We start from the raw sequence: 21325 nt of genomic DNA, 5'->3' as shown, positions 1-21325 counted from the left end.
GATTGAAACAAACGCATGAAAAAACGGGGCGGCCGTCTACCAGCTTGGGGTTGCGCAGGTGGACGGCCGGCGACTGCTGCCGCGGCAAAGCAAGCATTTCAGAATCGCATCCCTAATAAATGGGAATTTTTCCCATATGTCAATTAGCAGACGCTTCCGCAAGCGCCTCAATCAGGCGCTGGTCCAGGGGGGCCTGACGGCGGACCGCCCGGCCCGCCGAAGCCACCGGGTCCGCCAAAGCCGCCGGGGGGATGACCGACACCACCCGGCGGGGGGCCACCCGGAGGCGGACCACCAGGCGGTGGGCCGCTACCGGGTCCAGGTCCGAAACCAGGGCCATTGAACTGCGAACCGTCGAAGGGGCGCCCGTCAGGCGGCGGACCACCGGGTTGACCATTCGGACCCGGACCTCCGGAAGGACCGAAATCGGTCCGCATGCCGTTGCGGGGATCCATCAGCCGCCCGCCGTCGCGCACGGCGATATCGGCAAAGGCATGGCCACCGGGACCGAAGCGCATCGGCCCTCGCGGCGGGAAACGGCCGATCCCGAGCACGAGCGAACTGCTGCCCTGCCGGCCATAGGTCTCGACATTGACGAGGCCGCGTTTCAGCCCGGGGACAAGAGGCTCGACGGCGACCGTCGAGACAGCCGTCAAGCCGGCTATAGTCTGGAAGCGCACCAGGGCCGGACGGCCAACAATCCCGAAGTAGCGCGGCCCGAGTGAAAGACCGCCGATCGCAACGCCGGCGCCTCTCGGCTCGGCAACGCCGCGCACATGCTGTCCGGCGCCCGCCGGGCGCGGCTCGATCCGCCGCGCGACGATCTTGCCGTCAGGCTTGCGGATGCCGAAGACCGCAACGACATCGCCGACCTTCAGCGAACTCGTGTCGAGCCCGTGGGTCGCAACCCGCTGATGCAGGATCGAGAGGCTCCGGGAGCCGATCCGGTCGATGCGGCCCTGCACCTCGCTGGTGATGCTGATCCGCCGTGCCCGGCGTCCGTCGAGGAGGACGCGCACGACATGGCCGATCTGCATCTCCCGTGTCGAAACCCGCTTGCCGTCGATCGTGACGGGCGTCCTGCGAGTAAAGGGGATGTGGACGTCGTTGACGATGATCGAGCCGAAGCCCTGGATCGTGCCGACGATGCCCGTACCGCCGATGCCGTGGTCCTCGTTCTCGCCGCCATGAACGGAAAGGCCGGAGCCGCCGATACCATGGTCGCCGTTGCCGCTATTGCTGCCGCCGCTCTTGCCACGGGCGTCGGCAGGCAGGGCACCGAAGAGCTGCAGCGCGACGCTGCCGAGCAGGAGCTGGCGTCTGGAAAGCATGGGAGGCCTCATGGCTTGCCCTCCCCGGCTCCAGTGGAGGCATCAGGCGCGACGGTCTCGTTCATCACGTAGACGCCGGTGATCCAGCGGCCGTCGCCACCCGGATCCTGCTGTACCAGCTGGTGGGCGATCTTGTTGAGCTTCAGGAGCATCGCCATCGTCTCTTCCCGCGCCATACCGTCGAGTCGCGCGGCAAGCTCCGTCGAAATCCGGTCGTAGTGAACAGCGCGCTCCAGATGCGGGGGGCTGTCGCTCAGGACGTTGGTGACGGCCGCAAGCGCATGGTCATGCAGGTTACGGGTGAAATAGTGGCGGCGGGCATCGTCGGCGGCACTCGGCACCACGGAGGCGACATCGAGCGTCACCCGGCCCTCGGCGTCGATTAATGCGGTGCCGCGGTCGAGCCATTCGTCGAGCACGGCGCGCGGGTGCACGTCACGCGTCACCTCGGTGACGAGCCGCTCGAAGGACGGACCATCGTCGGGCGCGGTGCGCGGCAGCGGCAAGGGCTTGCCGTTTTCGTCGCAATAGGTGGGGTCGGCGAGCCAGCGGGCGATGACGCGGCCGGTCTGCGAGACGGCCGGCGGCAGCGCCGCCTCGGAGAGCGGCTCACCGCGCAGACGGCTGACATCCTTGCGGTGGATGCCGGTCAGAAGCGAGATGCGGCTATCCGTCTGCTGCTTGTTGGCAAGCGCAAAGTCATTTTCCGCTACTTCGATGTAAAGCCTTCTGAGCACCGCCGAAAAAGCCGGAAAGCCGAGCCCGGACGACAGCGCGAGCTTCACCAGCGGCCGGAGCACGCGGATCAACATGGCCTGCAGGTTCTCTTCGGAGAACGGACGTTTCGCGCGCGGCGTCGGCATCGGATATACCCGGTCTAGCAAGGCCGCCGACCACTGTAACGGGCTGACGGCCATCGATATGCCGTAAGCGAAACCATGCGCTGCCGCAACGCCCCGGCCCTGGCCGGAAAGGCTGCCAATAAGGCCATAACCGGCCGGAGGGACGCACCGCTAAGACACCCCTCCGGCCGGCCTTCAGCCGACGCGCCGGATATCATCTCTTGCTGAAACAAGGACATAACAGGCGCGCCGCCATCAGTGAACGGTGCGATTTTCGGTACTGCCGCCGCCGCCCTGCAGCCCCTCGCCGCTCCAGTCGATAAGCCGGTCGAGCCGCGCGATCTTGTGGAAAACCTGGAAGACGTCGAAGGTCTGGCCGAGCTGGATGTTCTCGGCCAGCAATTCGCAGAGGTCGAAGATCTCCTGCGGCGTCTCCGCCATCTCGACGCCATCGTCGGTGAAGATGCCGGAACGCGGCCAGGCCCGCTCCTGCTTTGCGTCGCGCTTGGCGCCGATGAACGGGATGGTATCGACGATATTGGAGGCGAGCTGGAAGGAGAGTTCGGTCATATAGGCCTGGCGCGACGTCATCGAGCGTGCCGCATCCAGGATCGAGGTTCGGGGTTTCGGCAGGCTCATCGGGGCCCCTCAGAGATAGTTGACGAGGCTCAGCTGCTGCAGCTTGGAGACCAGCGTGTAGGCGGTCTCCAGCTGCGTCTGCAGCTGATTGACGAGGGTCGAGGCCTCATAGACATCGACGCCCTGCAGATCGACGAGATTGCCCTGATAGAGCGTCGAGCGCGCATCGAGCGCGTCGTTCGCCTTCTCCAGCCGCTCCTGCGACAGGCCGAGCTGGCTCTGTTGCGTGACGATCCCGCTGGTCGCCTGCGAGGCGTAGCTGATCGCCTTGGAGGCCACTGCGCTCTTGGCGTCGGCGCCGAGATCCTGGCCGAACAGCGACGAGATGACGACGGAGGCGAGCGCCAGGTAGCGCATTCCCTCCGAATTGGCGCTGGTCGAAGACGAGATCGTTTCGTTCTCGCTGATGCGGCTCGTCATGCTGTTGCTTGACGCCGTCGACCAGCCATTCGCTGGATCGGTCCAGGCACTTTCGGAGAACATCGGCTCGATTGTGCCGGTGATGAAGCTGGTGATCTCGTCGCCGGAGAGCTCGTTGACCGGCTTGCCGAGGCTCGTGGCATAGTCACTGAGCGCTGAAGTGATCGCCTCCGTCATCGTTGCTGACTGGTCGGTCAGAGGCGTCTCGTCGATATTCGTCCCGGCGAAGACGAACTCGCCGTTGACGGAGGTATTGGCCGTCGAAATGAGCTGCGACAGCGTATCGTTGGCCGCCTGCAGGGCGACGGCGACGCTGGTCGAATCCTGCCCGGCCTGCAGCGCCGTCAGGTTCGAGACCAGCGTATCGCCGGCATCCTTGAGGCTGGAGAGCGCCGTCTGTGACGCGTCCATGCGCAGCCCGACGATCGAGTTGCTCGCCGTCAGCGCATCGGTGAGGCTGATAGCATTGGTCAGGTTGACGGACTTGGCAGCGCCCGACCCGAGCGACACGCCGATATCGCTGTAGACGCCAGTTGCCGCTTCCGTCGAGGCCTGCAGCAGTTTGGTCTGCGACTGGCTGATCGTCAGCCTGAGCGTGCTTTGCATGGCGGATGAAGAGACGAAGGATGCTTTCATGGTGATCAGCTCGCAATGTCGAGCAGCGACTGAAGCATCTCGTCGATGACGTTCAGGATCTTGGTCGCCGCCTTGTAGGATTGTTCGATGTCGAGGAGCAGCGTCAGCTCCTCGTCCAGATTGACGCCCGTCTCGTTCGAATAGGCCTCGTCGGAGCGCGATAGCGCCGCCGAGGTATTTTCCGAAGCGGTGGTCGCGCCGCTGCGATATTCTTCCAGCCAGCCGATCGAGGCGCTGGCATAGTCCATCAGGCTCTGGCTGGTAGAGAGCCCGGCGTCGGAGGAGAAATCACGCTTCGCGGACAGCGCCTGATAGAGGTTATCGAGATTGTCGGTGAAGCCTGCGTCGCCGGAGCTATTGAGGTCGGTGATGCCGCTGATATTGCCGTCGCGCAGCTTCATCGCATCGCCGCCCTGGCTGGTGATGACGGCTGTGTTGATCGAGATCGTCGCAGCGATCCCCGTCGTATCGTCGCTTGCCGACGGCGTGCCGCCTGCTGCGCCCGATGACATCGTCCAGGTGAAAAGCCCCGGCGCACTCGATGTGCCGTCGCTTTCTGAAAAGATCTGCACCAGCGACTTGGCGATCTCATCGAGCTGCGCCTGGAAGGTCGGCGCCACCTCGTCACGCAGCTGCAGCAGGGCCTGCAGGCTGCCATTGGCGTCGGTGGTCGAGCCCTCGCCCGCCGTCAACGCCACGCCGTCGATGTAGACGGCATTGCCCTCGGTTCCCGCCACATAGGTGGAGGTCGGCGAGAAGGTGACGCTGCGCGGGATCGTCTCGAACAGCACCGTGCCATCGGACGTATAGAGCGCCATGTCGTTGTTACTGCGGGTCACCGAGGTGACGCCGACGATCGAGGAGATCTGCTTCAGCAGCTTCTCGCGCTCATCGAGCGCCGAAGACGTATCGGCACCGGTGGCGGTCGCGGCCTTGACCGCATTGTTGGCGGTCTCGAACTGCGACAGCAGGCTGTTCAGCGTATCGACCTGCGAGGCGATCTCGGCATCCGCATCGGCGCGGACGGACTGCACGCCGTCGCTTGCCGTATTCAGCGAGTTCGCCAGATCCTGCGCCGCCGTCACGGCCGACTGCGCCGTGATCGAGCTGCTCGGCGACGTGGCAAACGTCTGCAGTGCCTGCTGGAAGGCGCTGAGATAGGTGCTCGGCGACGTCTCGTAGTCGTTGCCGCCGACGAGCGACTTCAGGCTTTCCAGCCCGCTGAGCAGTGTCTGCTGGGCGCTGTCCTTCGAGTTCGACTGCAGATATTGCGTCAGCAGCGCATCTTCCTGCGCCCGGCTGATGGTGACGACCTGAGCTCCGGCAAGCGAAGTGGTGACCGATGCTTGGCGGCGCACATAGTCGGAATTGCCGACATTGGCGATGTTGGTCGAGACAATGCTGCTCTGCTTCGCCGTGGTGTTGAAGATGCTTTGAACGCTGTTCAGCGCGGAGGAAAGGGTCATGAGCCTCTCCCCTTAGCGCTTCAGGTTGACCAGGACGTCCATGATGTCGGAGCCCGTCTGGAAGACCTTGGAATTGGCGGTGTAGCTGCGCTGCGCCTCGATCATCTCGGTCAGCTCACCGGCGAGATCGACATTCGAGCTCTCAAGCGCGCCCGACTGGATCGAGCCAAGGCCGTTCGACTGCGGGAAGCCGGTGACGGTGACGCCGGACATGCCGTTCGCCGAATAGACGTTACCGCTCAGAAGCGTCAGGTTGTCGGGGCTGGCGACGGTCGCGAGTGGGATCTGGTAGAGCGCCTTGCTGGTGCCGTTGGCATAGGACACCGAGACGACGCCGGCAGTGCTGATCGAGACCGAGCTGACGGCGCTTGCCGCCTGACCATCGGCCGAGCCGGTCGCCGAGAAATCCGACGACAGCTGGGTGAAGCCGGAATAATCCATGGTGATCGTCTTGCCGGTGGTGGGATCGACGATATCGGTGTCGGTTGCCGAAGTGAGCTTGCCATCCGCATCGAAGCTCAGCGTCGCGGTGCTGACGGCATCCGATGAATAGGGGAAGGACGTCGTGCTGCCGGTTGCGGCATCGCCGTTGCGATAGACGGCCACTTCCCAGGTGCTGCCGGTCACGGCGCCGTTGGCGTCAGTCGTCACGCCGGTCTTGGTGAAGTAGTAGTCGTACTGGACCGTGGCGCCGAGGCTGTCATAGGCGACCAGCGACATCTTCTTGGTATCGTCGGTCACCGAGGCGGAATTGGCGCTCGGCAGCGTCGTGGTATCGCTGACCACTTCGGCAGCGGAATTCAGGTTGCCGCTGAAAGAGGCACTGGTCGAGGCGATGGCGCTGAGGCCCGACTGGGAGACATTGACCGGAACGAGACCATCGAAGCCGTTGACGACGACGGCCGGCGCGCCGGAATCGTAGGAATAGCCCATCAGCGTGAAACCGGCGCTGTTGACCAGATTGCCGCTGCTGTCGACCGAGAAGTCGCCGGAGCGCGTCAGAACCGGCGTGCCGTCGGGGCTCTCGACGATGAAGAAGCCGTCGCCTGAAATCGCCAGATCATAGGCCGAGGTCGTGTAGGAAATATCGCCCTGTTGCGAGATCGCCTGGCGCACCGAGGTCTGCACGCCGCCGGAATTGTAATTGCCCGACGAGGACGGCAGGACCAGCGAGGAGAAGGAGGTCGATACCGACTTGTAGCCGACGGTATTGGCATTGGCGATATTGTCGGACACCGTGCTCAGGCGGTTTGCCTGCGCGTTCATGCCGGAAACTGCGGTTTTCATGCTGCCGAAGATGCTCATGATCTGATCCCTGTTCTTGGATTTTCTGGACATGCCCCGGACAAGACGGCATTCAGCGCCTGAAAAGCGCGCACGAGGGCTCACGGGCAGCCGGGCACCGGCAACCGCAAAGAGGCTGATCGTGTTGGAATGCCGCCTGATGGCGAAGGTCGCAGCGGATCATCCGCGCGTTTGGAGACCGCCCCTGCGGGACGGCAGCGCATTCAAGGTCTCGAAATCGAGATGTGGGGTCTCGCTCTCCGCGGCGGTTGCATTTTTGCCGGGAGACGGTTTATTGGACACAATGGCGCTTTCTGCTTCGAACGGCAGACGGCGCAGGAAAGCGTCACATCGGTTTGGTGCTGCGAACGGCTGTCATATGCGCTCCTCAGGGGGCAAGTTAGTCGAACAACGCATTACAGAACTAATCAGTTCTCTAATTCTGATTCGGTCAGAGGGCAACTGAATTTTCTGCGCCGGGCGCCGATCTTCAGTTTTGCCGGCCCCGCCCGGCGCTTCGCCAATGGGACTTGCGTGCATCGATGACGGCCGGCGGGAATGAGGACGAGGCACCGCGCAAGCGCGGCAGGCCCAAGGTTTCGAGCGACGACGACAAGCGCGCCAATATCGTCGAGAACGCCCGCCGCATCTTTGTCAGGAACGGCTATGCGGCCAGCACCACGGCAGTCGTCGCCACCGAAGCCGGCGTTTCCAAGCAGACGCTCTACAAGCTGTTCGAAAGCAAGGAAGAGCTCTTTGCCGCCGTCGTCGGCGCCCACCGGCGCATGATGCTCGACCTACCGCGCGAGGCAGAAGCGATCAGCATCGCCCAGTCGCTCGAGCAGATCTTCATGATCGATATCGACGAGGAGACCGACGCCGACCGCGCCGGTCTGCTGCAACTCGTCTTCCGCGAAGCGCCGCAATTCCCCGAACTTATCGAGATCCTGCACCGCGAAGGCGTTCTCGCCTCCCGCCGCGAGCTCTCGGCATGGCTGGACGAGCGCCGCGCCGAAGGGCGCATCCGTATCGAGGATAGCGCGAGCGGCGCACGTATGCTGATGGACATGATTTTCGGCGGCATGGGCCCGCCGGAAGGCCGCGCCCAGGCATGGCAGGGCCGCGAGGAGCGTCTGGCGCATCTGCGCCGCTGCATCGCCATCTTCTGCGCCGGCGTCGACGCCAGGTAGCATCCAGGCATATCAGCGCCATGGCGTTGACATAAAATACAGAACCGTATAGTTCTTTAATTAAGAACCGGCGCGGGATGACTCGCGTTGTCCGCGCCATGACAGGCGCCGATCTCCACACATCCAAAGCACCCCGACGTGGCCTCCCTCCGCTGGCCGCGAACGCCGATCCGCGCGCCTGCGCCAAGGAGCAGCCAATGGTCTCCACCTATGTCAGCTATCTCGCCATCGCCGGCAACCTGACCACGAGCCTCAGAAACGTCGCCTCGCAGGGCGCGGTGGCGCGCGATACCGACTATTACAAGGAGCACATCACCAAGATCACCACGGTCGATGAGTTCATGGACGACTACAAGCTCTATTCCTATGCGATGAAGGCTTACGGTCTGGAGGACATGACCTATGCCAAGGCCTTCATGAAGAAGGTCCTGGAGAGCGATCTCAGCGATTCCTCGAGCTTCGCCAACAGCCTGAGCGATAGCCGATATGCCGAATTCGCCGCCGCCTTCAAATTCTCCGGCGAGACCGCCACCGCCCAATCCAGCACCCAGCGGGATACGCTGCTCGACGCCTACGAGGCCTCCTTCGACGCCGAGACCGACGCGATCAGCGAGGAGACCGATTATTTCCAGGAGAAGATCGGCTCGATCACCTCGGTCGACGACCTCCTGTCGAACACCAGGCTCACCAACTTCACGCTCAAGGCCTTCGGCCTCAGCACCGAATATACGTCCACCAGCTTTCTAAGGAACGTGCTGACCAGCGACCCTGATGACCCCGACAGCTTCGTCAACCAGCTCGGCGACGACGTCTATCTGAACCTGGCGAAGGCCTTCAATTTCAACAGCGACGGCTCGGTCGATGGCGAGGCGCAATCCGAGGATCAGACGGCACTGGTCTCCAGCGCCTATGCCGTCGGCAGCTCGACCTTCGCATCGTCAGAGACCGGCGACGCCTATTCCACCTATTTCGCTTCGGTGATCGGCAGCATCACCTCGGTCAGCCAGCTGATGAGCGACGACAAGCTGGTGAGCTACCTGCGCACCGCCTATGGCCTTGCCGATTCCGACAACGACAACTTCATCTCCGCGTCGCTGAAGAGCGCCTCGGTTGCGACCGCGATCGGTCTCTCCGCGCTGCACGACGCCTTCAATTTTGATGAGAGCGGCAATCTCGCCGATGGCGTCAGCGCCCAGACCGCCGACCAGACCGCTTCGACGACCTCGGCCTTTACCTCCGGCTATCAATCCGTGATCGCCGCTGCCAGCAGCGACGATGCAATCGAGAATTACAAGACCCGCATCGCCAGCGTCGCCTCGATCGACGACTTCCTGAAGACCAATGCCAGCGATGACGACGAGGACAATGACGGGCTTCCCGAACTCTCGGCCATCGCGCTGACCGCCTTCGGCATCGATCCCTCGACCGTCTCCAAGGCCGAGTTGCGGAAGATCCTGGAAAGCGATCCGACCGACGACAAGAGCTATGTGAACCGCCTGCACGACGATCGTTTCGAGGCATTCCGCGATGCCTTCAATTTCGACAGCGAGGGTGACGTCACGGTTCCCCTGCAGGCGATGTCCTCTTCCGTGATCGACGACTTCGCCACCTATTACAAACAGGACGCCATCCGCTATCTCACCGGCACCGAACAGACGGATGCCTCCGATGCCGCCGACACGGAGATCAGCTATTTCCGCGAGCAGATGGCGACGATCAAGACCTCAAGCGAATTCCTGGCCGACGACCGCCTCGTCTCCTTCGCGCTGAAGGCCAAGGGGCTTGACCCCGACGAGGTCAGCGACGACGAGCTCAAGAAGATGTTTGCGTCGGACCTCGACGACGAGAACAGCTACGTCAACGGCCTCGACGATTACCGCTACGCCGAACTCGTCGGCGCCTTCAATTTCGACAGCGACGGCAATCTGTCGGACGACCCGACGGGAACCGTCCAGCAGCGCGGCGACGTCCTTGAGACCGTCGATTTCTATCTGCAGCAGACGCTGGAATCCGATCAGGGCGACAGCAATACCGGCGTCCGCCTTGCCCTCTATTTCGAGCGCAAGGCGCCCGATATTTCCAGCGCCTACGACATCCTCGGCGACAGCGCCCTCTTCGAATTCTTCACCACGAGCTTCAATCTCTCGAGCTACGTGTCCAACATGGATGTCGATAAACAGGCCGAGATGGTCGAGAATTTCATCGACCTGAAGGACCTCTCCGACCCCGACAAGGTCCAGGATTTGATCAAGCGCTTCACCGCCATGTACGACGTCGCCAACGGCACCAACACTTCGTCACCCGCACTGTCCATATTGACCGGTTCGGCGTCGATCAGCGCCGATACGCTGCTGGCAATGGCGCAGCTGAAGACGGGATAGCCGAAGGCTTCAGTCGCTGAAGATGTCGTTGAATTTCGAGTGGCCGCGATTGCCCTGGTCGGGGGAGCGCCAGCCGAGGCGGTGGGAAATGTCGTTCGCGACCTGGGCGAGCTCCGGTCCGAGAAAGGCGATGCGATCGGACGTCATGCGCAGTTCGATCGCCGAGGCGGAAATCGCGCCGATGACCTCTCCCGAGCGCCCGCGAATGGGAGCGGCGACGCAGCAGACGCCGTTCTCAAGCTCCTGCAGGTCGGTCGCGTAACCGCGCTTGCGCACGTTTTCGAGCTCGTGCAGCACCTGGTCGGTCGTCGTCAGCGTATGTTCCGTGTAGCGCGTAAGCGCGCCATCGCCGAGGAGATCGCGGACCCGCTCTTCCCAGAGCCAGGCAAGCATCACCTTGCCGGCCGCCGTGCAATAGAGCGGCTGGCGGGAGCCGATGCGCATCACCGTTCGCGCGGTGCCGCGTCCCTCATATTGATCGACATAGATGACTTCCTTGCCTTCAAGGATGCAGAGGCTGACGGTATCGCCGATCTCGTGGACCAGTCTCTGGACGATCGGTCCAGCGACCTGATCGATACGCATGTGCTTGGAGAAGGCGAGCCCAACCTCGAAGGCACCGAGGCCGATCTTGAAGGTGCCGTTTTCCTGCGCGACGAAGCCGCGCTCCGAAAGCGTTGCCAGCAGGCGCGACACCGTGCTCGGCGAAAGATCAAGTTCGCGCGACAGTTCCGAGAGGCTCAGACCGGGCGCCTTGGCCAGAATCTGCAGCACGGAAAGGCCGCGGTCCAGCGTACGGGTGACCGGCAGGACCTCACGGGTGGGCTTGCGTCCGGGACGGTTGGAAGCTTCCTTCATATCAATCAAACGGCCGCCTGGAGTGTCCGTAACTGTTCGCACCAGCGTTCGATTTCGCCGGCTATTACCTTTTCACTTCCGGTGTAGAAAAATTCAACCCCTGCAATCTTCCTTGTCTTCACCAGGGACGATGCCGTGGCCGTGCGGCGCACGCGCGCCAGGAAGTCGTCGATGTCCTTGTTGGCGAGCTTTTCCTTCGAGCCGTACCAGGCAAGGATCGGGCATGTGATGCGCGCCAGCGCCGGCGGAACGCTCTGATAGCCGTAGAGCGACTCGTGGATACGGTCCAGATCCATGTAAGATTCGGCACTGATCGTCGCGACCTGGCGGTCGCCGCGCGTACCCCAGGGCAGCAGTTCCTTTTCCCGCCCTTCCGCGATCATCTTCGCTGCCACGGGATGCAGGTCCTGGCGCATCTTTTCGCGAAACAGCGAACCAGACGAGGCGATGATCAAGCCCGCCAGCCGCGGATCGCGGCGCTCGGCCTGATAGTAAACGACCTTCGCTCCGCCAAGACCATGCCCGGCGAGCACGACGCGGCCCGGATCCTTCGTCGCGAAGTCGATCCATGCGGCGATGTCGAGCGGGGATTCGCTGAACAGCTCCCAGGCACTGCCGCCGAGATAGGCGCCCTTGTCGGTGCGGAACCAGGTGCCGAAATCGTGGCTGCGGAGGTTCGCCGTGATGAAACGGAAGCCGCGGGCAGCGAGCTGCCTGCCGATATTGACATATTCGGCTTCCGAGAACTTCTGGTGCAGGCCGTGAAACCAGATGACCGTTTCGGCGGGCGTCGGCTGCCCCAAAGGCTGCAGCATCAGGCCCTCAAGCGTGAGGCCGTCCTCCGTCTTCACGTAAACGATCTTTTCCGTTGTTTCGTTTTGCAACCAAAGTTCCCTTATCTGGCAGGCTGTCCCAATCGAAAGTCTTTTTGTCCGGATCCGGCAAGCCGTTCCGAATCAAGAGATTATAGCGGGACGCCCGGCGAAGACCGCATAGGCCTCGGGCGCCCCGCCACAATTGCGTCAGGCGACCCGGTACTTTTCGAGCGCGGCCTCGTTCGGATCGCTCGCCATGCCGGGTACGTCAGGAATGGTCACGGTGCCGTCTTCGTTCAGATCCGGCGTGTACTTGTAGACCTGGCCCGCCATCGGGTTCAGTTCCTTGGCACCGAATTCGAGCATATGGCCGTTCGGGATGGCGCCGAGCAGCTGGATATGCGCCTGCTGGTCGCCATGCGGGCAGATGTTGAGGCCGTGGGCCTGCGCCATGCCGGCGACCTTCATGAACTCGGTAACGCCGCCCATGTAGCGGGCATCCGGCTGCAGGAAGGCGATCGCCTGCGTGGCGATCAGGTCGCGGAAGCCATGCTTGGTATATTCGTTTTCGCCGGTCGCGAGCGGAATGGAGGTGGCGCGCGAAAGCTTGATGAAGCCTTCGTAGTCATCAGGCTGAACGGCTTCCTCGAACCAGTAGATGTCATATTCCTCGACGCGCTTGGCGATGCGGATCGCGTCCGAATAGGAATAGGCGCAGTTGGCATCAATCATCAGCTTGATATCGGGACCGAGCACTTCGCGAACGGCCTTGATGCGCTCGACATCCTCGGCGATCTCGACGGCACCGATCTTCATCTTGACGGCGCGGGCGTTGTTCTTGACGTGGCCCTCCATCTCCGCCTGCAGGTCGCGCGTGCCCTTGCCCTTGCTGTAGTAGCCGCCGGCCACATAGGTCGGGATACGGTTACGGTAACCACCGAGCAGACGCCAGATCGGCAGGCCGGCAAGCTTGCCCTTGATGTCCCAGAGCGCCATGTCGATCGACGACAGCGCCTTGGTTTCCTGGCCGCGGCGACCGTAGAGCTTCGGGATCCAGAATTCCTTCCAGACCGCCTCGGTCATCGTCGGGTCCTTGCCGATCATCTTGGCGAGGAACTGCTTGCGCATGGCGTTCTCGCCGACATTGTCGCGGCCGATGCCGTAGCCGGTGACGCCGATATCGGTTTCGATCTTGGTGATCGCGATATTGACGTTCACATAGTCGAGATTCCAGGGGTTGTTGGTCTGGCCGGTCAGGAGGTTGTCGGTCTCGATCGAGGTGGCGAACTCGGGCGGATTGGTCTTGGCGATCAGGATACCTCCGGCAGCCTTGACGCGGGCAACGGCGGTGGCGTCTGTGTCGGGCACACGTCCCTTGAAGATCGGCGAACCGCGCTGCGTGAGAACGCCAGCGGTATCGATGCTGTCCTTGACGGTGAACGGGACGCCATGCAGCGCGCCGAGCTTTTCGCCTGACATGACCGCGGCCTCAGCCTTCTTTGCAGCCTCAAGCGCACCGTCGGCCATTGTGACGATGGCATTGAGCCTGGGATTGACGGCCTCAATGCGATCGAGATGCGCCTGGACGACTTCGACAGGCGAGACCTGCTTGGTGCGGATCAAGTCGGCCAGTTTGGTGGCGTTGGTATAATAGAGTTTTTCCTGTTGCATCTTTCTGCTCCATTTGACTAACTAACGTTAGTTAGATACGGATAGAAGCAAAGTTTTCCTTGGTCAACCCCCTTTTTTCGATTAACTGGGCGCGACCAGAAAGGCCGTGAAAATGGGTACGAATGCGCGTGAAGACATCATGGAGGCAGCCAAGAAGGCGGCTCAGGCCCATGGATACGGCGGCCTCAGCATGCGCGATCTGGCCGCCGAGGTCGGTATCAAGGCCGCCAGTCTCTATTATCACTTCCCAAGCAAGGCCGAACTCGCCACCGCAGTCGCCAAACGATATTGGGAAGATGCGGCTGCCGATCTCGAAAAGATCTGGGATGAAAATCCCGACCCGGCCGAGCGCCTGCGCTTTTTCCCGGTGACTTTCCGGCGGGCCCTCGAAAACGAAAACCGCATGTGTCTGTGCAGTTTCATGGGAGCCGAATACGATGACCTGCCGGACCAGGTGAAGGAAGAGGTGCAGGTCTTCGCAGACGTTAACGTCGCCTGGCTGAAAAAGGCACTGCTCGCGTCGGGCGCCGTCGATGAAGAAGCAGGTGAGGCGCGCGCCAAAGCCGTGTTTGCGGCGGTGGCGGGCGCACAGCTCATGGCGAGAAGCCGCGCCGATATCTCCCTTTACGACACGCTGATCGACAGCTACCGGGCCGCGGGCCTTCTGCCGGCCTGAATATGCGAAGGCCTCGGCCGACCGCAGCGAGCAACGCCGCTTTCAAACGGATGTTTTCATCACTCCCGCCACCGCAGCAAGCGGCGTTCCGCAGCACCCGCCAGCCGATTGAACGCAAAACCGACAATGCCGAGGATGATGACGCCGACCATGACGAGGGCCATGTCGAAGCGCTCGCGGCCGGCGATGACGAGGCCGCCGATACCGGGGCCGACAGCGAGGAAGTATTCGGCGCCGACAGTTGCGAGCCAGGAATAGATCAGGCCGAGGTGGATGCCGGTCGCGATCGACGGCAGGGCGACCGGGAGATAGATCCGGCTGATGCGCTGCCAGGAATTGAAGCGCAGCGCACGGCCGACCTCGACCAGTTCGCGCGGCGCATCGTTGATGCCGTCATGCGTGTTGAGCGCAATCGGAATGAAGGCGGCAAGCGCCACGAAGACGATCTTTGCCTGCTCGCCGAAGCCGAACCAGACGGAGATCAGCGGGATCCAGGCAAGCAGCGAGATCTGCTTGATGCCGTTGAAGGTCGGCATGATCAGCCGGTCGGCGATGTTGACGACGGCGAGCAGCGTGCCGAAACCGATGCCGAGGACGGCGCCGATCAGGAAGCCCGCGATATTGCGCAGCAGGCTCGAGCCGAGCTGGCCGACCAAGCCGTTGTCGATGATCTCCTGCTTGGCCGTCAGGATGACGTCCTCGATCGGCGGCAGGAAGCGGATATCGACCAGACCGAAGCGGCTCGAGGCCTCCCATGCGACAAGCAGCAGAAGCGGCAGCGTCAATCCCCGGCGGATGCGGACGAAGTTTGAAGTCTCTTCCATCTCTCAGTCCTCCGCCTGCCGTTTCCAGCGCCGGATCAGCACCTCGGATGCTTCCAGTCCGCGATCCATGGCGAAACCGATGATGCCGATGACGACCATGGCGATGATGACGGTATCGAGCCAGAACATCTGGCGGCCCCAGACGAGCAGGTATCCGAGCCCCTCCGAAGAGGCCAGGAGTTCGACGCCGACAAGCGACGTCCAGGCATGCGTCAGGCCGTAGCGGATACCGGTAAAGATCGAGGGCACGGCGCTTGGGAGGATGATCAGCCGCAGCGTCTGCCAGCGGCTGAAGCGCAATGCCCGACCGACCTCCAGATATTTGGCTGGAACGCTGCGAATGCCCGAGAAGGTGTTCAGCGTTACCGGCACCAGAGCGCCCTTGGCGATGATGATGATCTTCAGCGTTTCCTCGATACCGACGAGCAGCATCAGAAGCGGGATCCAGCCGAGCGTCGGGATCTGTGCGAAGGCAAGGAAGACCGGTTTGACATAATCCTCGAAGCGCCGGGAGAGGCCCATGGCAATTCCAAGAACCATGCCGAGAGCGGCCCCTATCGCGAAGCCGAAGACGACGCGGCGGAGGCTGACGCCGGCATGATAGAACAGTTCGCCGGTCGAGATCATGTCCCGCCCGGTCGCGACGACATAGGCGGGCGCCGGCAGGATCTGTTCCGGCAGCCAGCCGCGCGCCGAAGCGATCCACCAGAGGGCGATCAGACCGGCCGGGAAGAGGAATGCCTCTCCCCGGCGGATCTGGCGAATGGCCGGATGCTGCGACCAATTGCGCCGCCGCGCCTGTCCTTCGAACTCGATATCGATTGCCATGCCGGGTCTTTCACTCAGGCTGTTCGGTCAGCAAGATCACGACGCGACGGGTTTGCCGTCGGCGCCATAGGCCTGCCAGAAGTTCTTGAAACCGAGACGCTCGATCGCGTTGTCGAGATATTTCGGTTCGAACCAGCCCTTGAGATCGACATCGCGGCGGATCAGGCCGAATTCCTTGCTCTTGGCCGCCTGCTCCGTGTACTGCGACACCAGGAGATCATCGATCAGCGGCGAATTGCGGTAGGCGAGCGTATCGCCCTTGAAATACTCCTCGAGGATCGGGATTGCCGTGCCGGACTTGTGCCAGAGCTCGAAGAGCGCCGCGCGGTTCGGCTCGTCGGACGACCACTTTGCGGCCTTGACGAAGGCGTCGACGACGCGCTGGGTGATTTCGGGATGGGCATCGATGAAGGCCTCGCGGCCGATGATGCCGGCGTTTCGGCCGAAGCGCGGATCGTCGCCCTTGGTGGTGTAGATGACGTCGGCCGCACCCTTGGCCGCAAGGTTGATCAGCTGCGTATCGCCGAAAGCGGCATCGATATCCTTGCTGGTCAAAGCTGCAACGGTGCCAGCACTATCGAGATTGACGACCTGGACATCGCGTTCGGTCAGGCCATGCGCTTCCAGAATCTTGATCGCTGCCAGGTGGCCGTTGGTGCCGCGTTGCAGGGCGATCTTGCGGCCCTTCAGATCCTCGATCGACTTGATGCCGGAATCCTTGGCGACGGCGAGATAGAGCGGCTTGCGTGCGCCACTTGCCAGCAGATACTTGGTCTTCAAACCGGTGGCGCGGCCGATCAGCGCCGGCAGGTCGCCCTGATAGGCGAAGTCGAGCTGGTCGTTGGCGAAGCCCTCGTTGACGGCGGGACCGGCGCCCTTGAAGAAGGTCCACTCGATCTTGATGTTGGGATCATTCGCAAATTCCTTCTCCAGGAATTCGCCGGCCCGCGCGGTCGCGGCCGAGGTGCCTTCCGAATAGGGCCTGTTGTCGATGCCGATCGCGGCATAGCCGACATGGATGACAAGCGGATCCTCGGCGCGTGCCGATGTTGCCGTCGCCGCAAGCAGAATGGCGAGGCCGGCGGCCAGACGGGTAAAGGTGATGCGTTTCATGATTGTCTCCGTTGATGCTTATCGTGCAATGGCGATCGCCGGCCGCGGGCGATCCTGTTCGGGCGCGCGCAGCGGGCGTGGGGCTGCGGGAGCGGCGATTTCGCCGGTGGCATGCAGGCTGTTGAGAACGCGGTCGCGCACTGCGGCAATCTCAGGCGACGTGCGCCGGCGCGGGCGGTCGATCGCAACAGGGATGATCTCGCGCACCCGGCCGGGGCGCGGCGACATCACAACCACCCTGTCACCGAGATAGACCGCCTCTTCGACATCATGGGTGACGAGCACCATGGTGATGCCTTCCTTGGCCCAAATGTCCTGGAGCTCGTCCTGAAGGCGCGCCTTGGTGATCGCGTCGAGCGCGCCGAAGGGTTCGTCGAGCAGCAGCACGTTCGGACGATTGACCAGCCCGCGCGCGATACCGGCGCGCTGCGCCATGCCGCCGGAAAGCTGATGCGGATAGACGGTGGCAAAGCCGCCAAGACCGACGAGCTCGAGATGCTCGCGCACCAGCTCAGCCTTGCGGGCCTTCGGCAGCCTGGTGTTCAGGAGACCGAGAGCGACATTCTGCTCGACCGTCAGCCAGGGAAAGAGCCGCGGCTCCTGAAAGACGATGCCGCGATCGAGGCTCGGCTCGTGCACCTCGGCGCCGCCGTGGCGGATGCGCCCGGCGGTGGTGACATCGAGACCGGCAAGCAGCCGTAACAGGGTCGATTTTCCGCAGCCGCTGGCGCCGACGATGGTGACGAATTCGCCCTTGGCGACATCGACGCTGACATCGTCGAGGGCAGTCAGCGTATCCTTGCCGATCTTGAAGCGGCGGGTGATGTGGTCGGCCTGGAGATGGGCGATGCTCATGGTGATCCTACTCGGCGGCAAGAGGGGCGGATGCCGGATGCTGCGGTGTGCGCAGCCCCAGATTCTGGCGCAGCGTCGTGCCTTCATATTCGTTGCGGAACAGGCCACGGCGGCGCAGCTCCGGCAGCACGAGATCGACGAAATCGCGAAGACCGACGGGCAGATGCGGGGGCATGATGTTGAAGCCATCGGCGGCTCCACCCGTGAACCAGTGCTGCATCTCGTCGGCGATCTGCGCCGGCGTGCCGACGATCTGCCGGTGGCCGCGCGCGCCGGCGATCCTGAGATAAAGCTGGCGGATCGTCAGGTTCTCGCGATGGGCGAGATCGAGCAGCAGGCGCTGGCGGCTCTTGCTGGCATTGGTCTCCGGCAGCGGCGGAACCGGCCCATCGAGGGAATAGGCAGAGAGATCGACGCCGCCAGTCATGCCGCTCAGCAAGGCCAGGCCGACGGCCGGATGGATCAGCTCCTGGATCTGTTCGAACTTCTCTTCCGCCTCGGCGATCGTACGGCCGACGACGGGAAAGATGCCAGGCATAACCTTCAGATCATCGGCGTGACGGCCGTATTTGCGCAGGCGCCCCTTGAGATCGGCATAGAAGGCGCGGGCATCCTCGAATGTCTGGTGGGCGGTAAAGACGACTTCAGCGGTGCGCGCCGCGAGCTCCTTGCCGGGCTCGGAAGAGCCCGCCTGAACGAGCACCGGATGTCCCTGGGGCGAACGGTCAACGTTCAGCGGCCCGCGAACCTTGAAGAACTTGCCCTTGTGATTGAGGACATGCTGCTTGTCGGGATCGAAATAGAGACCGCTCTGCTTGTCGCGCGGGAAGGCGCCCTCTTCCCAGGTATCCCACAGCCCGGTCACGACATCGGCGAATTCCTCGGCGCGCTCGTAGCGCTCGCCGTGGGCATAATGCTCGTCGCGGCCGAAATTGTGCGCTTCGTGCTCACTGGACGAGGTGACGAGGTTCCATCCTGCCCGGCCGCCGCTGATATGGTCGAGCGAGGCGAATTTGCGGGCGATATGATAGGGCTCGTTATAGGATGTCGAGGCGGTCGCGACGAAGCCGATATTGCGGGTGACCGCCGCCAGCGCCGAGAGCAGCGTGATCGGTTCGAACTGCGCGACATAGCGCGTGGCGGTGCGGCTCAGGGCCTCGATATCGGTTCCGCGCGTGCCGACGCCATCGGCCATGAAGATCAGGTCGAACTTGCCGCGCTCGGCGAGCTGCGCCAGTTCCACGTAATGGGCGAAGTTTGAGCCGGCATCGGCCTGCGCATCCGGATGACGCCAAGCGGCAATGTGATGTCCGGTCGGGTAGAGAAAGGCGCCGAGCCTGAGTTGCGATCGTTCAGCCATTTCGAGCTCCGTTCGAAGGAGCAGTCAGGCTAGGATTAAAAAAATAATATCTATAGAAATTATATTCTATTTCGAGGCCACTGAAGGAACTTTTGTAATTGGAAAGGCTGCGCGCGAGCGGGCATGTTTTCGGCTCACCGGTGCGGCCCGCATCGCGCCCAAGGAGATATGAATGACTTTGTCAGCGCCCATCGCGCCACAGGAAGACAGACTGGCCGCGATCGTAAAGAGCCGGTATCGCAGCGAGAAGGCGCTGTCCGGACAATGGAACGAGGCGCTCGACGCAATCCTGTCGCACCGCAGCGTCCGCGATTATCTCCCGCAATCCGTGCCCGCGCATGTGATCGAACTTGCCGTCGCCGCGGCTCAATCGGCGCCGAGTTCGTCTAACCTCCAGGCCTGGAGCGTGATCGCCGTCGAAAATAAAGACATCAGGGATCGTCTGAATGCCGTTGCCGGCAATCAGCGCCAGATTGCCGGGGCGCCGCTTCTTCTGGTCTGGCTCGCCGATCTCGCCCGCCCGCGTGACATCGCTGAGACGCAGGGCGGTACGGCCGAAGGTCTCGATTATATCGAGAATTTCCTGCTCGGTGTCATCGATGCAGCTCTTGCTGCGCAGAATGCCGTCGTGGCGCTCGAATCCCTTGGCCTCGGCACCTGCTATATCGGCGCCATCCGCAATGATCCGGAAAGCGTGGCGCGCGAGCTCGGGCTGCCCAAAGGCGTGTTCCCGGTCTTCGGCCTCACGGTCGGCTATCCCGATCCGGGCAGGCCTGCAGATGTGAAGCCGCGGCTCGGCCAGGCAGCAATCCTCCATCGCGATCGCTACGATCCCGGTGCACACCGGCCTGCTCTCGACGCCTATAACCGTGCGCTTGCAACCTTCCAGGCGGAACAGGCAATGCCGCGGATCGACTGGACCGAACAGGTCAGCAACCGCATCGGCACAGTCGCAGCACTGAAAGGCCGTCACGTTCTGAAGGGCGTCATCCGAAAGCTCGGCATCGCGCTCAAGTAAGCGCCCTGCCCTTTCATTCAGCAAATCGATCAGCAGGCACAGGCATGACCAACAGTTCCGAGTTTCTCTGGTACATCCCGAACGACATCAAGGCCGGTCACCGCGGCGACAGCGCCACCATCGATCACAACAGCCTGGAAACGCTGACGGAGCATGCGCAGGCGCTCGAGGATCACGGCTGGAAGGGCGCGCTGATCGGCACCGGTTGGGGGCGGCCGGATACGTTCACGGTTGCCACGGCGCTGGCAGCGCGCACCAAGACCTTCGAGCCGCTGATCGCCATCAGGCCCGGCTATTGGCGCCCGGCGAACTTCGCTTCTGCGGCCGCAACGCTCGACCACCTCAGCGGCGGCCGGGTCCGCGTCAATATTGTCTCGGGGCAGGATAATCTTGCCGCCTATGGCGACAGCGAGGGCGATCAGGCCCATCGCTACGCACGCACCAAGGAATTCATGCGCCTCGTGCGCCGCCTCTGGACGGAAGAAAACGTGACCTCGGCGGGCGAGCATTTCCGGCTGGAGGGCTCGACCGTCCAGCCGCGCATCGCCGGAAATGGCAACCGCCGCCACCCCAAGCTCTATTTCGGCGGCGCTTCGGAGGCAGCCGAAAAGGTCGCCGCGACCGAGGCGGACGTGCAGCTCTTCTGGGGCGAACCGCTCGATGGCGTCAGGGAACGCATCGACAGGCTGAAGCGCCTGAGCCGCGATCTCGACCGCGATCTTGCACCGCTGGAATTCGGTCTGAGGATCACCACGCTCGTGCGGGAGACGCGCGAGGAAGCCTGGGCGGATGCCGAAAAGAAGGTTGCCGCCATGGCGGCAAATCAGGGCGGCAGCTGGCAGGACCATCGTGGCTCTGTCGCCGTCGGCCAACGCCGCCTCCTGGAACTGCACGAGCGCGGCGATGTGCTCGATGACAACCTCTATACCGCTCCCGGAAAATTCGGCGGCGGCGGCGCGGGAACGACATGGCTGGTCGGCTCGGCCGAGGATGTCGCCTCGTCGCTGCGCAAATACCGCGACCTCGGCATCACGCATTTCGTGCTCTCGGATACGCCCTACCTTGCCGAGATCAAACGGCAGGGAAACAAGCTGCTGCCGCTCCTGAGGGATTGAGAG

At 62.9% G+C, this 21325-nt stretch carries 19 protein-coding genes; 5 read left to right on the top strand and 14 right to left on the bottom strand.

Annotated elements, in window-relative coordinates:
• Nucleotides 1-167: 167 nt before the first annotated feature.
• From ACEN84_RS26595 to ACEN84_RS26570, 6 genes are all read right to left on the bottom strand, one after another.
• Nucleotides 168-1343, bottom strand: coding sequence for a DUF5666 domain-containing protein (locus ACEN84_RS26595; protein WP_413712272.1), 1176 nt, complete (start codon nt 1341-1343; stop codon nt 168-170).
• Nucleotides 1340-2194, bottom strand: coding sequence for a DUF6502 family protein (locus ACEN84_RS26590; protein WP_413712271.1), 855 nt, complete (start codon nt 2192-2194; stop codon nt 1340-1342). Before ACEN84_RS26590 ends, ACEN84_RS26595 begins: the two co-directional genes overlap by 4 nt.
• Before the next feature lie 234 nt (nt 2195-2428).
• Nucleotides 2429-2812, bottom strand: coding sequence for a hypothetical protein (locus ACEN84_RS26585; RefSeq protein WP_413712270.1), 384 nt, complete (start codon nt 2810-2812; stop codon nt 2429-2431).
• Nucleotides 2813-2821: 9 nt separating this feature from the next.
• A complete protein-coding gene (locus ACEN84_RS26580) occupies nt 2822-3868 on the bottom strand; it encodes a flagellar hook-associated family protein (protein ID WP_413712269.1) in 1047 nt (348 codons plus the stop codon).
• A gap of 5 nt (nt 3869-3873) precedes the next feature.
• Nucleotides 3874-5334 carry a flagellar hook-associated protein FlgK gene (flgK, locus tag ACEN84_RS26575; protein ID WP_413712268.1) on the bottom strand — a complete coding sequence of 487 codons (1461 nt, stop codon included), beginning with the start codon at nt 5332-5334 and terminating at the stop codon, nt 3874-3876.
• A 12-nt stretch (nt 5335-5346) separates the two neighbouring features.
• Entirely contained in the window at nt 5347-6639 is a 1293-nt protein-coding gene (locus tag ACEN84_RS26570; protein WP_413712267.1) for a flagellar hook protein FlgE, read from the bottom strand.
• A gap of 521 nt (nt 6640-7160) precedes the next feature.
• Between ACEN84_RS26570 and ACEN84_RS26565 the strand changes: the two genes are divergently transcribed.
• Together ACEN84_RS26565 and ACEN84_RS26560 are read left to right on the top strand one after the other, a co-directional pair.
• Nucleotides 7161-7808 carry a TetR/AcrR family transcriptional regulator gene (locus ACEN84_RS26565; RefSeq protein ID WP_413712266.1) on the top strand — a complete coding sequence of 216 codons (648 nt, stop codon included), beginning with the start codon at nt 7161-7163 and terminating at the stop codon, nt 7806-7808.
• 197 nt (nt 7809-8005) lie between these two features.
• Entirely contained in the window at nt 8006-10189 is a 2184-nt protein-coding gene (locus tag ACEN84_RS26560; protein ID WP_413712265.1) for a DUF1217 domain-containing protein, read from the top strand.
• A gap of 9 nt (nt 10190-10198) precedes the next feature.
• Here the strand turns inward: ACEN84_RS26560 and ACEN84_RS26555 are convergent, their stop codons facing one another.
• The 3 genes from ACEN84_RS26555 to ACEN84_RS26545 form a co-directional block, all read right to left on the bottom strand.
• Complete coding sequence (locus ACEN84_RS26555; RefSeq protein ID WP_413712497.1) at nt 10199-11047, bottom strand: IclR family transcriptional regulator; 849 nt, start codon at nt 11045-11047, stop codon at nt 10199-10201.
• 5 nt (nt 11048-11052) lie between these two features.
• Nucleotides 11053-11931, bottom strand: a complete 879-nt coding sequence (locus ACEN84_RS26550; RefSeq protein WP_246777610.1) for an alpha/beta hydrolase — start codon at nt 11929-11931, stop codon at nt 11053-11055.
• Nucleotides 11932-12069: 138 nt separating this feature from the next.
• Nucleotides 12070-13533 carry an enolase C-terminal domain-like protein gene (locus tag ACEN84_RS26545; protein WP_413712264.1) on the bottom strand — a complete coding sequence of 488 codons (1464 nt, stop codon included), beginning with the start codon at nt 13531-13533 and terminating at the stop codon, nt 12070-12072.
• A gap of 112 nt (nt 13534-13645) precedes the next feature.
• Between ACEN84_RS26545 and ACEN84_RS26540 the strand changes: the two genes are divergently transcribed.
• Nucleotides 13646-14209 carry a TetR/AcrR family transcriptional regulator gene (locus ACEN84_RS26540; protein ID WP_413712263.1) on the top strand — a complete coding sequence of 188 codons (564 nt, stop codon included), beginning with the start codon at nt 13646-13648 and terminating at the stop codon, nt 14207-14209.
• 59 nt (nt 14210-14268) lie between these two features.
• On the opposite strand, the gene ACEN84_RS26535 is transcribed toward ACEN84_RS26540, so the two are convergent.
• The 5 genes from ACEN84_RS26535 to ACEN84_RS26515 are packed head-to-tail and all read right to left on the bottom strand — an operon-like array spanning nt 14269 to nt 19189.
• Complete coding sequence (locus ACEN84_RS26535) at nt 14269-15033, bottom strand: ABC transporter permease (protein WP_413712262.1); 765 nt, start codon at nt 15031-15033, stop codon at nt 14269-14271.
• A 3-nt stretch (nt 15034-15036) separates the two neighbouring features.
• Nucleotides 15037-15861, bottom strand: a complete 825-nt coding sequence (locus tag ACEN84_RS26530) for an ABC transporter permease (protein WP_413712261.1) — start codon at nt 15859-15861, stop codon at nt 15037-15039.
• A gap of 36 nt (nt 15862-15897) precedes the next feature.
• Nucleotides 15898-16974 (bottom strand): ABC transporter substrate-binding protein, encoded by a 1077-nt coding sequence (locus ACEN84_RS26525; protein WP_112711293.1) that lies wholly within the window; start codon nt 16972-16974, stop codon nt 15898-15900.
• Between the two features lie 18 nt (nt 16975-16992).
• Nucleotides 16993-17829: an ABC transporter ATP-binding protein gene (locus ACEN84_RS26520; RefSeq protein ID WP_413712260.1), complete on the bottom strand. Its 837-nt coding sequence runs from the start codon at nt 17827-17829 to the stop codon at nt 16993-16995.
• 7 nt (nt 17830-17836) lie between these two features.
• Nucleotides 17837-19189, bottom strand: a complete 1353-nt coding sequence (locus ACEN84_RS26515; protein ID WP_413712259.1) for an LLM class flavin-dependent oxidoreductase — start codon at nt 19187-19189, stop codon at nt 17837-17839.
• A gap of 172 nt (nt 19190-19361) precedes the next feature.
• Here ACEN84_RS26515 and ACEN84_RS26510 point away from each other — a divergent pair, with 172 nt between their 5' ends.
• Nucleotides 19362-20207 (top strand): NADPH-dependent oxidoreductase, encoded by an 846-nt coding sequence (locus ACEN84_RS26510; RefSeq protein ID WP_413712258.1) that lies wholly within the window; start codon nt 19362-19364, stop codon nt 20205-20207.
• 44 nt (nt 20208-20251) lie between these two features.
• Complete coding sequence (locus ACEN84_RS26505) at nt 20252-21322, top strand: LLM class flavin-dependent oxidoreductase (RefSeq protein ID WP_199628358.1); 1071 nt, start codon at nt 20252-20254, stop codon at nt 21320-21322.
• The last annotated feature ends 3 nt before the right edge of the window (nt 21323-21325 follow it).

It is taken from the genome of Rhizobium sp. Rhizsp82 (genome assembly GCF_047325115.1).
In the GTDB taxonomy this organism is placed as follows: domain Bacteria; phylum Pseudomonadota; class Alphaproteobacteria; order Rhizobiales; family Rhizobiaceae; genus Rhizobium.
This window is presented reverse-complemented; position numbering and strand designations above follow the sequence as displayed.

Bases quoted from the DNA above. Each gene is read 5' to 3' on its own strand.
- ACEN84_RS26595 (WP_413712272.1), bottom strand. From the start codon at position 1,343: ATGAGGCCTCCCATGCTTTCCAGACGCCAGCTCCTGCTCGGCAGCGTC.
- ACEN84_RS26590 (WP_413712271.1), bottom strand. From the start codon at position 2,194: ATGCCGACGCCGCGCGCGAAACGTCCGTTCTCCGAAGAGAACCTGCAG.
- ACEN84_RS26585 (WP_413712270.1), bottom strand. From the start codon at position 2,812: ATGAGCCTGCCGAAACCCCGAACCTCGATCCTGGATGCGGCACGCTCG.
- ACEN84_RS26580 (WP_413712269.1), bottom strand. From the start codon at position 3,868: ATGAAAGCATCCTTCGTCTCTTCATCCGCCATGCAAAGCACGCTCAGG.
- flgK (WP_413712268.1), bottom strand. From the start codon at position 5,334: ATGACCCTTTCCTCCGCGCTGAACAGCGTTCAAAGCATCTTCAACACC.
- ACEN84_RS26570 (WP_413712267.1), bottom strand. From the start codon at position 6,639: ATGAGCATCTTCGGCAGCATGAAAACCGCAGTTTCCGGCATGAACGCG.
- ACEN84_RS26565 (WP_413712266.1), top strand. From the start codon at position 7,161: ATGACGGCCGGCGGGAATGAGGACGAGGCACCGCGCAAGCGCGGCAGG.
- ACEN84_RS26560 (WP_413712265.1), top strand. From the start codon at position 8,006: ATGGTCTCCACCTATGTCAGCTATCTCGCCATCGCCGGCAACCTGACC.
- ACEN84_RS26555 (WP_413712497.1), bottom strand. From the start codon at position 11,047: ATGAAGGAAGCTTCCAACCGTCCCGGACGCAAGCCCACCCGTGAGGTC.
- ACEN84_RS26545 (WP_413712264.1), bottom strand. From the start codon at position 13,533: ATGCAACAGGAAAAACTCTATTATACCAACGCCACCAAACTGGCCGAC.
- ACEN84_RS26540 (WP_413712263.1), top strand. From the start codon at position 13,646: ATGGGTACGAATGCGCGTGAAGACATCATGGAGGCAGCCAAGAAGGCG.
- ACEN84_RS26535 (WP_413712262.1), bottom strand. From the start codon at position 15,033: ATGGAAGAGACTTCAAACTTCGTCCGCATCCGCCGGGGATTGACGCTG.
- ACEN84_RS26530 (WP_413712261.1), bottom strand. From the start codon at position 15,861: ATGGCAATCGATATCGAGTTCGAAGGACAGGCGCGGCGGCGCAATTGG.
- ACEN84_RS26525 (WP_112711293.1), bottom strand. From the start codon at position 16,974: ATGAAACGCATCACCTTTACCCGTCTGGCCGCCGGCCTCGCCATTCTG.
- ACEN84_RS26520 (WP_413712260.1), bottom strand. From the start codon at position 17,829: ATGAGCATCGCCCATCTCCAGGCCGACCACATCACCCGCCGCTTCAAG.
- ACEN84_RS26515 (WP_413712259.1), bottom strand. From the start codon at position 19,189: ATGGCTGAACGATCGCAACTCAGGCTCGGCGCCTTTCTCTACCCGACC.
- ACEN84_RS26510 (WP_413712258.1), top strand. From the start codon at position 19,362: ATGACTTTGTCAGCGCCCATCGCGCCACAGGAAGACAGACTGGCCGCG.
- ACEN84_RS26505 (WP_199628358.1), top strand. From the start codon at position 20,252: ATGACCAACAGTTCCGAGTTTCTCTGGTACATCCCGAACGACATCAAG.